The organism is Paenibacillus puldeungensis (assembly GCF_042678945.1).
Taxonomy (GTDB): Bacteria; Bacillota; Bacilli; order Paenibacillales; family Paenibacillaceae; genus Fontibacillus; species Fontibacillus puldeungensis.
Window position 1 is genome coordinate 67498 of sequence record NZ_JBHTLM010000014.1, and the last position, 14376, is coordinate 81873.

General features: G+C 48.0%; 14 protein-coding genes. 6 read left to right on the forward strand and 8 right to left on the reverse strand.

What is annotated here, in order from left to right; all coding sequences use genetic code 11:
- Positions 1 to 137 precede the first annotated feature (137 nt).
- Complete coding sequence (locus ACFQ3W_RS17980) at positions 138 to 1961, reverse strand: M3 family oligoendopeptidase (protein WP_379320625.1); 1824 nt, start codon at positions 1959 to 1961, stop codon at positions 138 to 140.
- 97 nt (positions 1962 to 2058) lie between these two features.
- Here ACFQ3W_RS17980 and ACFQ3W_RS17985 point away from each other — a divergent pair, with 97 nt between their 5' ends.
- Positions 2059 to 2244 carry a YycC family protein gene (locus ACFQ3W_RS17985; protein ID WP_379320626.1) on the forward strand — a complete coding sequence of 62 codons (186 nt, stop codon included), beginning with the start codon at positions 2059 to 2061 and terminating at the stop codon, positions 2242 to 2244.
- Positions 2244 to 2474 carry a hypothetical protein gene (locus tag ACFQ3W_RS17990; RefSeq protein ID WP_379320683.1) on the forward strand — a complete coding sequence of 77 codons (231 nt, stop codon included), beginning with the start codon at positions 2244 to 2246 and terminating at the stop codon, positions 2472 to 2474. Before ACFQ3W_RS17985 ends, ACFQ3W_RS17990 begins: the two co-directional genes overlap by 1 nt.
- A 75-nt stretch (positions 2475 to 2549) precedes the next feature.
- Here the strand turns inward: ACFQ3W_RS17990 and ACFQ3W_RS17995 are convergent, their stop codons facing one another.
- Both ACFQ3W_RS17995 and ACFQ3W_RS18000 read right to left on the reverse strand, forming a co-directional pair.
- Positions 2550 to 3248, reverse strand: coding sequence for a DUF2225 domain-containing protein (locus ACFQ3W_RS17995; RefSeq protein ID WP_379320627.1), 699 nt, complete (start codon positions 3246 to 3248; stop codon positions 2550 to 2552).
- A gap of 50 nt (positions 3249 to 3298) precedes the next feature.
- Positions 3299 to 3676, reverse strand: coding sequence for a globin domain-containing protein (locus ACFQ3W_RS18000; protein WP_379320628.1), 378 nt, complete (start codon positions 3674 to 3676; stop codon positions 3299 to 3301).
- Positions 3677 to 4103: 427 nt separating this feature from the next.
- On the opposite strand from ACFQ3W_RS18000, the gene ylbJ reads away from it, so the two are divergent.
- The 3 genes from ylbJ (at position 4104) to ACFQ3W_RS18015 (ending at position 7791) form a co-directional block, all read left to right on the forward strand.
- On the forward strand, positions 4104 to 5333 hold the full coding sequence (gene ylbJ / locus ACFQ3W_RS18005) for a sporulation integral membrane protein YlbJ (protein WP_379320629.1): 1230 nt from the start codon (positions 4104 to 4106) through the stop codon (positions 5331 to 5333).
- Between the two features lie 125 nt (positions 5334 to 5458).
- A complete protein-coding gene (locus tag ACFQ3W_RS18010; RefSeq protein ID WP_379320630.1) occupies positions 5459 to 6262 on the forward strand; it encodes an NAD kinase in 804 nt (267 codons plus the stop codon).
- Between the two features lie 62 nt (positions 6263 to 6324).
- Entirely contained in the window at positions 6325 to 7791 is a 1467-nt protein-coding gene (locus tag ACFQ3W_RS18015) for a S41 family peptidase (protein WP_379320631.1), read from the forward strand.
- A 24-nt stretch (positions 7792 to 7815) separates the two neighbouring features.
- Here ACFQ3W_RS18015 and ACFQ3W_RS18020 read toward each other — a convergent pair whose 3' ends face one another.
- Together ACFQ3W_RS18020 and lipA are read right to left on the reverse strand one after the other, a co-directional pair.
- Positions 7816 to 8145, reverse strand: coding sequence for a YutD family protein (locus ACFQ3W_RS18020; RefSeq protein WP_379320632.1), 330 nt, complete (start codon positions 8143 to 8145; stop codon positions 7816 to 7818).
- 36 nt (positions 8146 to 8181) lie between these two features.
- Positions 8182 to 9081, reverse strand: a complete 900-nt coding sequence (gene lipA, locus ACFQ3W_RS18025) for a lipoyl synthase (RefSeq protein ID WP_379320633.1) — start codon at positions 9079 to 9081, stop codon at positions 8182 to 8184.
- A gap of 203 nt (positions 9082 to 9284) precedes the next feature.
- On the opposite strand from lipA, the gene ACFQ3W_RS18030 reads away from it, so the two are divergent.
- On the forward strand, positions 9285 to 10358 hold the full coding sequence (locus ACFQ3W_RS18030) for a M23 family metallopeptidase (RefSeq protein WP_379320634.1): 1074 nt from the start codon (positions 9285 to 9287) through the stop codon (positions 10356 to 10358).
- Between the two features lie 66 nt (positions 10359 to 10424).
- Here the strand turns inward: ACFQ3W_RS18030 and ACFQ3W_RS18035 are convergent, their stop codons facing one another.
- Genes ACFQ3W_RS18035 through ACFQ3W_RS18045 form a run of 3 tightly spaced genes read right to left on the reverse strand, consistent with a single transcriptional unit; the run spans position 10425 to position 14271 of the window.
- Positions 10425 to 11153: a hypothetical protein gene (locus ACFQ3W_RS18035; protein ID WP_379320635.1), complete on the reverse strand. Its 729-nt coding sequence runs from the start codon at positions 11151 to 11153 to the stop codon at positions 10425 to 10427.
- Positions 11150 to 13408 (reverse strand): M1 family aminopeptidase, encoded by a 2259-nt coding sequence (locus ACFQ3W_RS18040; RefSeq protein WP_379320636.1) that lies wholly within the window; start codon positions 13406 to 13408, stop codon positions 11150 to 11152. Before ACFQ3W_RS18040 ends, ACFQ3W_RS18035 begins: the two co-directional genes overlap by 4 nt.
- The gene (locus ACFQ3W_RS18045) at positions 13405 to 14271 is read right to left on the reverse strand and encodes an ATP-binding cassette domain-containing protein (RefSeq protein WP_379320637.1); all 867 of its coding nucleotides are present in this window, start codon (positions 14269 to 14271) and stop codon (positions 13405 to 13407) included. The genes ACFQ3W_RS18040 and ACFQ3W_RS18045 overlap by 4 nt, the downstream gene beginning before the upstream one ends.
- Between the last annotated feature and the right edge of the window lie 105 nt (positions 14272 to 14376).

Genomic DNA, 14376 nt, shown 5'->3' on the forward strand with positions numbered 1-14376 from the left:
CCTTCTGGATATATCTCTCCTCATAAAGACATCTGATTGATTTCCCCTCCACTGTTTTTGTTGCATTTCATATCAGTAAGTAAGTGCTAAATGTATTTTATACATCTATTTTTCTTGATATTTCTAACTTTTCTCCATTAGTTGTAAAATGTACATTTAAAAACTGTACAAACCGCATTAACCGGCCTACCGAGTCTATCTAGTGCAATCGCATCCTGCCAAAAGTCCGGTTTTGTCAAATCAACTCCGAGATGTTTGGCTGCAAGCTCCTCTACCGTCATCCGGCCAGTATCCTGCAGGAGCGCATCGTATTTCGCCGCGAAGCTTTGACCCTCCCGCTGTGCCAGTGCATAGATTCCAGTACTAAACATGTACCCGAACGTATATGGGAAGTTATAAAACGGTACATCCGTAATATAGAAATGCAGCTTGGAAGCCCAAAAATGCGGATGATAGTTGCCAAGCGCCCCTTGGTACGCTTCTTTCTGTGCTTCTTCCATCAATGCGCACAGTTCCCCGGCATCCAGCATGCCTTTACGGCGTTTCTCATAAAAGCGCGTTTCAAACAGGAAGCGAGCATGAATGTTCATGTAGAAGGCGATTGCGCTTTGGATTTTATCCGCAAGCAGAATAACCTTCTCTTCCTCAGTTGCCGCATTTTTCACCAATGCATCGGATACGATCATTTCAGCGAACGTAGAGGCCGTTTCAGCCACGTTCATCGCATAATCCTGATTGAAAACCGGCAACTCATCCATCAAGTATTGATGATAACCGTGTCCGAGCTCATGCGCCAAGGTTGAAACGTTGGATACAGTTCCCCCGAACGTCATGAAAATCCGCGTTTGCTTACTCACCGGAAGTGACGAACAGAAGCCTCCAGGACGTTTGCCAGGACGATCCTCCGCTTCAATCCAGCGATTTCGGAAAGCATTCGTTGCAAACTCGGCAAGCTTCGGACTGAAACGGCCGAATTGCTCGATAATATTTTCAGCAGCTTGCTCATAAGTGACTTTTCCGGATAATTGACCCAGCGGAGAGTCTACATCAGACCAGTTCAACCGCTCCATTCCGAGCAGTTTTGCTTTACGCTCCAAATAAGCGACGAATTTCGATTTGTTCTCTTCAATCACGCCCCACATCGCATCAAGTGTCTGCTTAGTCATACGATTCACCGCAAGCGGCTCCTTCAAAATATCGTCCCAGCCGCGCCGTTCGTAAAGCTTCAGACGGAAACCTGCCAAACGATTGAGCGTGTCTGCACAGTAGTCGGCCGCATCGCCCCATGCTTTCTCCCAGCTTTCAAAGGCTCTGTCACGGACGGTTCGATCCGGGTCATCCATTTTGTTTGCAGCCTGACCTACGGACAAGACTTTGATCTCTCCATTTTTCTCCTGGAATGGAACTTCTACCTTGGCTACGATCGTATCGTAATGCTGTCCCCAACCATGGTAGCCGTCAACCGATAGATCGGAAGCAAGGCTTTCCAGTTCGGGAGACAGTTTCTCCCGGGCTTGGCCGCGTTTCTCACTCAGGAGGAACGAAATCGGGGCGATGTCCTCCCGGCCCATCCAGCCATTCCATACGGCATCCTCTGTTTGTCCAAGCAGGTTCCAAAACAAGGTCATCGTATTGTTGTATGACGCCCGTATCGAGGTCACCTTGGCAGCCAGTTGAACCGCTTTTTTGTCATGCTGATCCTGGGCGGTCAAACATCCTACAAAACTATCTGCCTCCATCAATTTCGCGGTTTCTCTTTGCAGACCTTCGATAATTTCATCAAAAACTTTCGTTTCTTCCAGGGAACCTGGAGCACTAAGTTTCTTAATCTTCATAAGGCTGTCAGCAATATCACGTTCTAACGCTTCCAGAAAGTTCCGGTACTCGGCAGAGGAAGAGCCCCCCGGAAAAAGGGAATCCAGCTCCCATGTTGGTTTAATTGGTTCAGAAAATAGTGCCATGTTCAAACTCATCCTTTCTTCATCCTAAAATTGATGCTAAACGTGATAAAAGAGTATGCTATTATATAGCTACCAGTTTGACAGGAGGGATATTCTTATGAGACCACTACAAATTTCTCCGGACACCGCCGTTAAATTAGCAGAGAAATTAAAGGTGCCTATCGAGCATTTAATGCATATGCCGCAGCATATTTTACTTCAGAAGATCGCTGAGCTGGCAAAAGAAGAGGCTGGAAAATCTTCGGACGAAGCAGCATCCAAAGAACCAGAAAACAATAAATGATGATTCCTTTAAACCGAACTCTCCCCTATGATGTGATCATGGGAGATGTTTATGTACAAGAGTGCCCCTTCTGTACCAGTAACAATGTGCTGCTCCCACTAAAGCCTCGTGAACTGAAGACCATTCACGAAGGGAAAAAGAAGCTGCTCGTGTTTCCCTGCTGCGGTAGCAGAGTTCAGTTGCTCGACTGCGATAGCGATTATTTGCTGACCGATACAGTAATTCGTTGATCACAAAATAATAACAACTTTTGCAGTTAGGGCCGTTCTACTTGAGAACGGCCCTTGTTCCTTATTATCTACAGATCAGCTCTGCATTTCCTCCGGCAGCTCGTGCCCGCCGCTCAGCATTTCCTCACGCAGAAGTGTCCACTGCTCCCTTGAAGCCCGGATCATGGCTGCATCCATAATTTTCTTATCGTTTATGACGCGGGAAAACCATTTTACCGCCTCATGGTAAGCACCGACACGCCGGTTCAGCTCCCCGATTAAATACATTAGCCGGGCATCGCTTCCCCCGACCCCTTCATTCTCATAAACGCGAATATACGCTTCCAGCGAATACTGCAAGAACCGCTTCTCCTGCTCCTGATTTCCCTGATAGCGGTATAACCAGGCGATATGCTGCAGCAAGCTTGCAACAATCCGTTCCTTCTCCCCGATGGTCTGAGCACACAGAAGGCCGAGCTTATATGTTTCCATAGCTGCCTCCCAATCCCGGTGGCCGCCGTAATTCCGCTTATGAAAACGGCTGCTGATCTCATTCTGAAACAGCTTGCTCTGCCGGTCGCTTAACCGGTCGCTGGAGTTTTCCGTCGAGGCAAACCCGCAGGAAGGACATACACGGACAACGTAGAAATCGGGATTCTCATTATGATAATATCCGCAAAAGTCCGTATCGGTCTTGATGGCCCGTTTGTAGCTCGGGCGCACGCGTGAAGTAGAAAATTCATTTTCACAGAAAGCGCAAGTAACTTTGATCTGATAAAGTGGTTCGAGTTCCAATTCCCTGACTTCCTTTCCAAAGGTCCGCCTTTTGCGGATCAGCATTTGATCTAAGGTGTATTCACAAAATGAAAAGCGGGACCGGATAGCCGCTGAAGTACGATGCCGCGCAGCGGTTCGGAAATGCCGATTTCCTCAAGCGCTTCACGCATGCATGCCAGCCATGCCTCTGCCCGTTCTGGAGTAACGGGGAAAGGCAAATGTCTTGCCCTCATCATGGGATGGCCATAAGCGTCCGAATAGAGGGAGGGCCCACCAAAAAACTGCGTTAGAAACATATACTGTTTCTCCATCACAGGGGTAATATCCTCTGGGAATAAAGGCCCAAGCAGAGGGTCCTTTTGAACTTTGGGATAAAAAGCCTCCACGAGCTTTCTTAGCGCCCCTGCTCCGCCAAGATTTTCATAAATGCTCAGGCTTGGATTCATTAACTCACCACCTGACATCAACTGTTTAATGTGGGATTTTTCCAAATTCAACTTTCTCCATTATAGCAAAAAAAAATAAAAGCTCCTAACGGAGCTTCTACGTGTAAATAGTTTGAACCCTATACTAGTAACTGCGCCAATCCTCTTCACCGGAATGGACGAGAGAGGCGCGAATGACGTATACAAAAGCGCATACGAGAACTCCTGCAACAATGCTCATTATCATCACTCCATCCACAAAATTTTCCCTGCGAAGTTAATGATCGTATCGTAGCTGGGTCTGAAGATTCAACCTCATCTTCTAGAATCATTCTAACATATATCCGGGAAAATATCAGCCTGTTCTGCAATCGCTTACTTATTTTTTTGTGCTGTTTGTCCCAGAAAATACATAAACTTCACTATGATCCCAATATGGAGGGTTACTATGGTCATAAAACGTTTGGCACCCGGGCTTCTGCTCCTGGCAGCATTGGCTTTGGTCTTATTAATGATTGCTTATCCGATGGAATCGTGGCAGGCCGGTATTCGCGGTCTTGCCATTTGGTGGGACGTCTTGTTCCCTTCCCTTTTTCCATTCTTCGTGATCTCCGAGGTCATGCTCGGATTTGGAATTGTTCATTTCCTCGGCAAACTCCTCGATCCGTTCATGAGACCGCTGTTCCGTATCCCAGGCAGCGGAGGGTTCGCCCTGGCTATGGGATTCGCTTCAGGGTATCCGGTAAGCGCCAAGCTGGCCACAAAGCTGCGTGAGCAAAAGCTCGTTACCCGCGTAGAAGGTGAACGTCTTGTCGCGTTTACGACCTCCTCAGATCCGATCTTTTTGATCGGTGCGGTGTCGGTCGGCTTTTTCGGCAATCCGAAGCTTGCTGGGATACTCGCACTTGCTCATTATGGCGGGGCGCTGTTGATCGGACTCATGATGCGGTTTTATATCGGTTCAAGCCAAGAAACGGCCGATACCGTAAATGAAAAACAACCTCTTACAGGGCGCTTCAGTCTAAAGTTAGCTTTTCAAGCCATGCATGAAGCTCGAATGCAGGATGGCCGAAGCTTAGGAGAACTGCTGCGTCAGGCAGTAGTATCCTCTCTGCAACTAATGACCGTTGTCGGCGGTTTAGTCGTCTTCTTCTCAGTCATTCTTGAAGTGCTGACAGCCTCTAGAGTCATGGACATGCTCCACGGTGTCTTTAGCTTCATACTCCCGATAATGGGACTGCCGTCCGGACTTGCTGAGCCCCTGGTCGGCGGATTATTTGAAGTAACGCTAGGCGCCAAGGCCTCGGCTGCCCCAGTTGATATTCCCTTAATATACAAAGCTGCAGCAGCGGTATTTATCTTATCCTGGGGCGGTTTGTCCGTGCACGCTCAAGTCGCGAGCATACTAAACGGCGCGGATCTTCGCTACCTTCCATTCCTAGTTGCCCGTTTTTGCCATGCCGTGGTGTCGTCCTTGCTCTTGATCATGCTGTGGAAACCACTAATGGGAGATATGCCAACATGGGCTCTGTCCCATCTGGATTATCGAATGCCCCATTTTGGCTGGTCGGCTGCCCCCGAGGCATTTCGTATTTTCCTTGTGCTTATAGCTTCCTTGCTTATTTTGTCATTTCTCGCTAAAATCATGCAGTTGGTTGTATTCAGACAAAAAAAGTAAAAACCTTGTGAATACAACTCCGAGGCGGAAAGCTAGCGCTCCAGGTGAAATGAAACGTTGTGTTCTGTTTGGGAATTGATTATGATCTTTACAAAAGGATTTACAATGCAAAGGAGCTTGTCAACTTGAGATATTATGTTCTTGACCGTGGCGATCAATTGTCCGTCGATTTGAGCGAGTCCTTTCATAAATTGGCTGCTGAACAGGGTTTGGAGCTAGATGCGAAATCCCCGGATATTGTCGTTTCCATCGGAGGAGATGGCACTATGCTTCACGCGTTTCATACGTTCAAAGATCGAATTCCGTCCATCGCTTTTGTCGGGATTCACACCGGCCATCTTGGATTTTACGCGGATTGGAAAGCCGATGAAATACCGGAGCTTGTACATATGATGAGCGGGCATGCCGATCCAGGATTGCTTAAGCCCCGGATTGTCAATTATCCGCTAATTGATCTGGAGATTGTGAATAAGTCTGGAACTTCCTCCTATGTTTGTCTAAATGAATTTACGTTAAAAAGCGTGGATGGTACCGTCGTGGCTCAGGTGGATATCAACGATCAGATGTTTGAGATGTTCCGTGGCGATGGCATTTGTGTGTCCACCCCTTCAGGGAGTACCGCTTATAACAAAAGTTTGGGCGGGGCGATGATTCACCCTTCGATTGAAGCGCTGCAAATTACGGAAATTGCCTCCATCAATAACCGGGTGTTCCGTACGATGGGCTCTCCACTCGTATTGCCAAAGCACCATCATTGCGACATTTATTCCCGTAAGGAACAAAACCTGCTGCTCACGGTCGATCACAATAATGTTCATATATCGGATCTGATCTCTGTTCGCTGTCAAGTCGCCAAGCAGAAAATCAGCTTCGTCCGGTACCGTCCGTTCCCATTCTGGAATCGAGTGCGGAACGCATTTTTGGAATAGACCGCCAAAGGACGACTCCATAGACAAGCTTCCAAAATACACCGAAAAGGACGAACTCAATAATGATTTTGAAATATTTTCGCAAATACGCTCTAATCTCCTTGTTGGCCCTGTCCATCTCTATACCACAAGCCGCCGAAGCCGCTAGTTCAAGCACAACCGGCACAACAACGAATGAAGCGACGAATACCTCTGATCTGACCACTCTCCAAGAAGTTCTGAATTATCTGGAGACCTACAATATTGAAGGCGTAGACCGAAAGGAATTTTTAGATAGCGCAATACGGGGCATGGTTTACTCGCTGGATGATCCTTATAGTGATTATTTTAGCAGTGAAGAGCTGCAAAAGTTTGAGAATGGGCTTAATCAAGAATACGTCGGTATAGGAGTAACCCTTCGCTATCACGACCATAAGCTTTATGTAACGGATGTGCTTGCTTCATCACCTGCAGCCGCGGCCGGACTTCGGCAGAATGATATAATAACCAAAGTGGACGGACAGGCTATAGCCAGTCAAGAGGATACAGCCAAAATTCAAGGCAAGGAAAACACTCAGGTACAAATCACCGTCAACCGCAGTGGCAAATCGCTGACGTTATCGATCAACAGAGCTCATTTCGCACTGCCGTCGGTCACGGGTAAGATGATTCCTTCCTCCAAGGTCGGGTATATCGCTATCTCTACCTTTTCCGAAACTGCGGATGATGAGTTTGCAACAAAGCTGGCCCAGCTTCGCAAAGAAGGCATCGCTTCACTCGTGCTAGATCTTAGAGATAATTTAGGCGGATATGTCGAGTCTGCTGCGAACATTGCCAAACATTTTATGAAGAACGGAATCTTAATGTACACCTCCGATCAGAGCAATGAACTGCAGCCTGTGACGATAACAGACGGCGAGGATATCGGGATGCCTGTTGTCGTACTAACGAATGGGCTAACTGCCAGCGCCTCGGAGATTTTGACGGGGTCTTTGAGGGATAACGGTCTCGCAACAGTAATTGGATCACAAACCTATGGTAAGGCACGAATCCAGAACCTCTTCAAGTTGTCAAACGGCAGTTCGCTAAAGCTGACGGTTCAGAAATATCTGACCCCGAACAAAGAAGACTTTAACCACATCGGCTTAAAACCGGATATTACCGTGAAAAATAGTACTGCCGCCCAGCTTATTACCGGCCTATATAAATCCGGAGTCCGGAAGGTAGAAGTAAGCGGAAGTCCTAGCTCCTTATACGTTAACGGCGCACCATTTGCCGGATATGTCGATGTGCTGCAAACGGGAGGCAAAACCTACGTTCCATCCCAGATTGTCGCAGCCCTGATTCAGGGAAAAGCCGAATGGACACCAAGCCTCAAAAAGCTTACTCTTACAGACAAAAACGGAAAACGTACTGGCTATACTGTTGCAGCCAAGAGCACTAAAATCGTGGGCAATGAATCATTTATCGAGCTGCACGACTTAAAACAAAAGGTTCCGAACCTGACTTGGAGTTACCAACAAGGCATATTGAAATTATCACTTAATTAATATCATATAAAAAACGGCTCCCGATCATTCGGGAGCCGTTTCCGTCTCATTTGGATTTCCTTTATCCTTATGATTGTCCTTCGTCTTCTGAAGCACAAAGTAAGCACAGCCGAAATTGCAATATTCGTTGATATAGTCCGTAATCCCCGAATAAGCCGTATCACGGTTCGCCTTTGGATGATTGTCCCGCAGGAAGCCCTTTAACCGCAGCTTCTCGTAACCCCAATCCCCCATAATGTAATCATAACGGTCAAGAACTTCGCTGTACCTCTGTTTAAAAGCTTCGGCATCCCAAGCGTCCCTGTAGTTCTGAATAAGTTCGTATGTTCTGCCACCGATTTGAATTTGAGTCAAGGGCGTCACCTCCTTTGCCGATCGTCCCGACATCCTTTAAGATTGTGCCGACACGCCTTTCATGTGTTTTTTTGCGGAATCGACCTGTTCATGCGCATGATAAGAGCTACGAACGAGTGGACCCGATTCCACGTGGCTGAATCCCCGCTTTAATCCTTCTTCCTTCAGCATAGCAAATTGCTCAGGTGTATAGTACTTCTCTACGTGTAAATGCTGCGGAGATGGCTGCAAATATTGACCAATTGTCAGGATATCGCAATCAACGGCCCGCAAATCATCCATCGCCTGCAAAATTTCATCCCATTCCTCACCAACACCTAGCATAATGCTCGATTTCGTCGGAATGTCCGCTTGCATCGCTTTGGCTCGCTGCAGCAGCTCTAAAGACCGGCGGTACTTCGCTCTGGCTCTAACCCGGTCGGACAACCGTTCGACCGTTTCGATGTTGTGATTCAAAATATCCGGTTTTGCATCCATAACAATCTGAAGCGAGGCCTCATCCCCTTGAAAGTCAGGAATCAGCACTTCTACGCTGCAAAAGGGCAGACGGGCGCGGATCGCTTTAATCGTACCGGCAAAAATACTTGCCCCGCCATCCTGCAAATCGTCGCGGGCCACACTAGTCACAACGCAGTGACGCAAGTTCATCTTCTCTGCCGCTTCCGCAACGCGCTCTGGCTCTTGCAGATCAAGCTCGGTTGGCTTACCCGTATTCACCGCACAAAAACGGCATGCCCGAGTGCAAATGTCGCCCAAAATCATGAAGGTAGCCGTTCGATTGGCCCAACATTCATAGATATTGGGGCATCGTGCTTCTTCACACACGGTATGTAAAGTTTTTGAACGCATCATATCTTTAATATCCTGGTAATTTTCTCCAGTCGTTAACTTAATGCGTATCCAGTCCGGTTTCGGTTGTTGGAGATTTTTAGCCAAGGGGAAAGACCTTCTTTCTTGTGATATAAGACGTAGCGCCACTTATTATATCATGATTCCCTAGGGAAAACCTACCCCACAAAATGGAATAAAAACAAGGAATTTGCTTCATTCTAAGTTGGAGAGAGCCCACAAAGTGCTTATCTAAACGGTTCGACAGTTTCGTCCGCACAAGCGGATAATGGTAAGGAGGAAATTTCACATTGAGGTCCCAACTGTTTCACCGCAGCAAATGGTTTCTCTGCTTCTTATGCGTGATCATCCTAACGTCAACATGGGCTGTACCCGGGTTTGGTGCGGCCTCGGCAGAAGCACCCGGCAAACTCCGCACTGATTCAGCGAAAAGTATCTTCGAGCAGCGCAGGAGTCTGTATGAGGAGATGGAAATTTTAACACGGATTCCTTGGTACTGGCTGGCGGCAGTTGACCAATATGAACGGACGATTACACCTCGTAAAGAACAGAAGGATGAGAACAACCGGCTGACCGGATTCCGTTTTAAAGAAGCCTTTTGGGCTGGCCCGCTAAATCCCGATCCCGTGGATACAGATCCGGAGACAATCGGATTGTTCGGCGGAATTGGCAAAGATGCTACGTCCGATGGTTCAGCCGATCCTAGAAATGACAGAGATGCCTTATTTACGATGGCATCGTATATGACCAGTTTAGGCTACGATGAAGAAGATTTTCGCATCGCTCTTTGGCGTTATTACCAAAGCGACTCCGCAGTAGAGCGCATACGCCAATTTGCGAAGCTGTACAAATCATTTAATAAACTCGATCTGACGGAAAGCGCGTTTCCCCTGCCTGTGAGAAGTACATATTCGTATCGTGACACATGGGGAGATCGACGAGGCTGGGGCGGACTCCGAACTCACGAAGGAACTGACCTTTTTGCCCCGATGGGCGTCAGTGTCCGCAGCGTTTGTTATGGAGTCGTTGAAACCAAAGGTTGGAACCCCTATGGCGGGTGGCGGATCGGTATCAGGGACATCGCAAACCGATATCATTACTATGCACACCTTCAGGGCTATGAAAAGGGAGTCGAAGTTGGACACCTGGTAAAACCAGGGCAAATGATAGGCTGGGTCGGCAATAGTGGCTACGGCCCTCCCGGAACCTCGGGAAAATTCCCGCCTCATCTTCATTACGGCATTTACCGTGACACAGGGACGACAGAATGGGCGTTTGACCCGTATCCACTATTAAAAAAGTGGGAGCACGCGGAACGGGCAAAAAATAGCAAGGCTCGGCCTCCCAAAGGAAGCGCCAAATAATAGGTGTAAAGAAGGAGCTGTCCAACCGCAGTCAGAACGACTTATTGGACAGCTCCTTTTGCAAAATCAACAGGCAATCCTGAAACGCTTCGGTTTTGATATAGCACTTGCTGCTATCAGGAAAAGGCCAATCAGCGCATACACACATCGCCCGATTATGATGGACAAAGGGACTTCAAAAGCAGGCTCTATTACGCTCAATCCCGCCGGGTAGCTGCTGAAGAAATGACTGCCAAACAGGTCGAGCTCGTATGGAAGCGGCAAATAGCCAAGCAGCAGGACAACTGGCATTAACGCGAACACCAGCGCAGGATATACCCGCCCTGCGAGCAGCCCCAGCCCGAGGAAAAACAGCATGGACGGCAGACATGTAAGCAGTGTAGGCATGATCAGCGTTCCGAAGGCAGTGAAGTGAAACCAGGCTCCATAAAAGTAGCCGGCTACCCCAATCGGGAGGACAAAAATGACGAGGTATGCGATGATTATCGCACCATAACGAAGCAGTCTGAAGCGGAAACGGTCAACCGGCGTTACCTCCGTCAGTACCTCCACCTTTCGTTCCCGCTTCGAATATAGAAGAGAAATGAAGAACAGCAAGGCTACAAGCAGGATAGGCAGTACCTTGGAGAGGTAAGCTCCATAACTCCACCCGGAAAACGGTGCAGTATTGGCTACTCCAAGAATAATATCCCCACTCATGATTTGATAACAGGACAGAGCGGTGACCACCAATAGTCCAAAGAAAAACCTGTTCATCATCAATCGCTTCAATTCGTATTTTAGTAGTCTGATCATTGTTCTTTTGCCCCCTCCTGGGATCCCGCCGGTAAAATATCCAGCTCAACCGCTTTCTCTGTCAAACCGCATGCACTCAGAAAATCATGCCAGGTGACCATGGGCGGCATTTCCTTCCCTCCGTTTTGAAACAGCTCGGCGAGAATTTTGTCCATCTTCTTTTCTCCGCCTACTTGCTGTTCCGCCTTCAGGATTTGCAACGGTACTTTTTTGTAAACCGCAGCATCCCACATCATGTTTTGCAATTGCGCGACATATTTCTCAGGGAGCAGCTTTATATATTCAGGATGCCGAACATAAAAGTTGCTCTTCTGATTTTCAAGTGCGTTTTTCCAGAAATCCACATAATATTTATTGGCGTATTCATCGCCATGCTTCTCTTTCATCATGCGGTAGGTTGTGTATACGGTAAGACCCTCGCTGCTCCAATCCTGGTTCTTCTGATCCATCATAAACCGACCGATTCCCCACCACTGATGGACGATTTCATGGGCCAGCACTTCAGTGGCACTCGCTCCTTTTTGCGGATCGCTCAACGATTCTTTGGTATAAGTAGATTCATCCATAAAACTGATATTGCCCGCAGCTCCCCCGCCAAAGGAATATGCGTGACTCATCAGTATCATCAGCGGCATTTCCTTCGTATAAGGTAACGGTCCAAAGTGTTCGGTACAGTAGGCAATGGTATCCTCCAAAATCTTCCGAATACCCAATTCCTCTAACTGCTTCTGATGCTTTTTGCCGTAATAAAAGAAAACAGGGGTTCCACCCGTGTTAATTTCCAGTTTGGCATAATCTCCAGCGAACAAGGTGGCACGACCGCGCGGGTCATGCACCTGCCACGTCCTAGTTCCATCGCCGTTGCTTCTCAGCACGGTTGCAGGGGTTCCGGTCGAAATCAGCTCCAAATCACCAGGGATCGTAACCTCCCCGGAAAAATCGCAGTCCTCGGCAGTTGCTGCATTGAGCGCTGGGATCAAAGCGTTGCCCATGATATCGATATATTTGGGATCAATTCTACTGCTTCTCAACACCATACGATCAGCAGATGGAATTTTAGGAGATCCCCCATATGTAATCTCCAAATTAATGCTTTCGTCCGCGGGCAGTTCAAAATTGATGTCCTTGGAACTCAAGTAATAATCGTTATTCAGATCGGTAAACGCAATCTCCTTGCCATTCGCCGCTATCTTGTCCACCTTGTAGCCCGGATTGAGGTTCATTATGCCTTTTTGCCGCTGATGGCTCGTATTTTGTATCTGATAGATGGCCGTACCGTCTAGCCTTGTCCTGGCTGTATTTAATACGATGTTCGCTTGTTTATGCAGCACCTTTAGCGGCTGATTTTCCGGCTTCTGCTCATTCATCATTACACTCATGCCGCCTCCGGTTACGTCACTCGTATCCGGCTCTGCCATAGGGGCGTGATCGATGTAAGGTTCGTTCGCGTAAAGGTAGAAGCTGCCTGCAACGAGCAGTACTGCAATGATTGGCACGTATATTTTGCGCCCGTTATGTGCAAGCGAACCAAACAGGCCTTTACCATGATGACGAACACATAGGAGAGAGAACAGCCATAGACCGAGCAACAAAGCGAACCACACCAGCCGGCTATACCCAGCTGTCCGGTAGACCACCTCATTGCTGAAATCACTGGAAAATGTGGGGACCAGGGGATTAATCCAGCGCAGCAAATAAATGTCGGAGGCCAACTTGCTTAGACTGAAATATACCAGCGCGGCCAACAGTATGAAGCTCAAGTCTACCCTGCGAAAAATTTGATAAAAAGCCGACGATGCGAGGATCGAAAGCCATAGCGAAGGCAGCATCAGGATCACGACGGATTTGCTATATTCGACAAAATCAAACACCATGTTCATACGATAGAACGTATATGGCAGATAGACGATGGCTGTCAGCAAAGTGACGGACAGTGCTGCCATCAGCAGGGCGACCAACTTTACCGCCCCAAGCACTAGCGGGGAAACGATACTGTCCGTTAAAACCTCAGTTTGATTCCGCTTCATCCGGTCCAATTCAAAGAGGGTGAGCAGGGCGAACAACACCGCCCCGCCTAATCCGCTTGCGAGCACGGGATTAGCCAATGCCACGGCTGCCGTGGTTGTCGTACCAGCCGGCTGATACAAACTATAGCCTGCCAACGGACAAAGCAAGGTTAAGGCCAGGATCAACAGTGTAGTCTTGGAACGGAATAACCGCCCCTGTTCCACGCGTAAATAAGAGAGAATGTTCATTGCTCCATACCCTCCCCTGCAATCAGGTACATATAAGCATCCTCCAGCGTAGGCTCTACCACCTGAGCGAAAGAAGGCAAATCTCCTGAAACAATACGGCACTGTACACCCTGCGAGGTGTTAACTCTGGCGGTGATATGGTGATTCGAGCTTACCTCTTGACCTGCCTGCAGTTGAATTATCCCTACATGGCCCTGGGCTAAAGCGATCAGCTCTTCAGGTGTACCGCTAAACAGGACACGGCCGTGGTTAATGATGATCAGTTGATTGCATACCGATTGCACATCCTCAATGATATGAGTGGACAGCAGGACGATTTTATCCCGGGCGGTTTGGGAAAACAGATTACGGAAGTTGATTCGTTCTTCTGGATCAAGGCCTACAGTGGGTTCGTCGAAAATGAGCAAATCCGGACTCCCCAGCAGGGCTTGCGCAATTCCAACCCGCTGCCTCTGGCCACCGGAGAGAGTACGGATACGGGATCGCCGCTTTTCCGTCAAATTTGTTGCCTCAATAACCTTGCGAATAGCATCCTTGCTGTCGGAAATGCCCTTCAAAGCGGCCATATAATCGAGAAACTGCCACACGGTAAGCTCATCATATAGACCAAAGGACTGCGGCAGGTATCCTAAACTGCCCTTTAGCCTCTTCTCGTCTTGCAAAAGCGGTGAATCATCCAGCATAATCTTTCCGCTCGTCGGAAGCAGGCCTGCAACCAGCAGCTTCATTAAAGTTGACTTGCCTGCACCGTTAGGGCCGAGTAAACCGATCAGATTGGGGCTCTCCAACTTTAACGAAATATCCTGCAGAGCTCTTTTTCCTGTCGGATAGGTCATGCTAAGGTTTTCAATGGAGATTTTCATATTATCGCTATCTTCCTTTCTTGTTCTTCGTACAAGAAAAAAGGATAGCAAAGTAGTTTGAAGTTGCTTTGAATTCAATTTGTGTTTTTCATGAAGTTGAAAGTC

What these genes read in the sequence shown, in the direction of transcription:
- ACFQ3W_RS18040 (WP_379320636.1), bottom strand. Translation starts at nt 13,408, where the DNA reads ATGAACATTCTCTCTTATTTACGCGTGGAACAGGGGCGGTTATTCCGT.
- ACFQ3W_RS17980 (WP_379320625.1), bottom strand. Translation starts at nt 1,961, where the DNA reads ATGGCACTATTTTCTGAACCAATTAAACCAACATGGGAGCTGGATTCC.
- ACFQ3W_RS17990 (WP_379320683.1), top strand. Translation starts at nt 2,244, where the DNA reads ATGATTCCTTTAAACCGAACTCTCCCCTATGATGTGATCATGGGAGAT.
- ylbJ (WP_379320629.1), top strand. Translation starts at nt 4,104, where the DNA reads ATGGTCATAAAACGTTTGGCACCCGGGCTTCTGCTCCTGGCAGCATTG.
- ACFQ3W_RS17985 (WP_379320626.1), top strand. Translation starts at nt 2,059, where the DNA reads ATGAGACCACTACAAATTTCTCCGGACACCGCCGTTAAATTAGCAGAG.
- ACFQ3W_RS18045 (WP_379320637.1), bottom strand. Translation starts at nt 14,271, where the DNA reads ATGAAAATCTCCATTGAAAACCTTAGCATGACCTATCCGACAGGAAAA.
- ACFQ3W_RS18000 (WP_379320628.1), bottom strand. Translation starts at nt 3,676, where the DNA reads ATGAATCCAAGCCTGAGCATTTATGAAAATCTTGGCGGAGCAGGGGCG.
- ACFQ3W_RS18015 (WP_379320631.1), top strand. Translation starts at nt 6,325, where the DNA reads ATGATTTTGAAATATTTTCGCAAATACGCTCTAATCTCCTTGTTGGCC.
- ACFQ3W_RS18035 (WP_379320635.1), bottom strand. Translation starts at nt 11,153, where the DNA reads ATGATCAGACTACTAAAATACGAATTGAAGCGATTGATGATGAACAGG.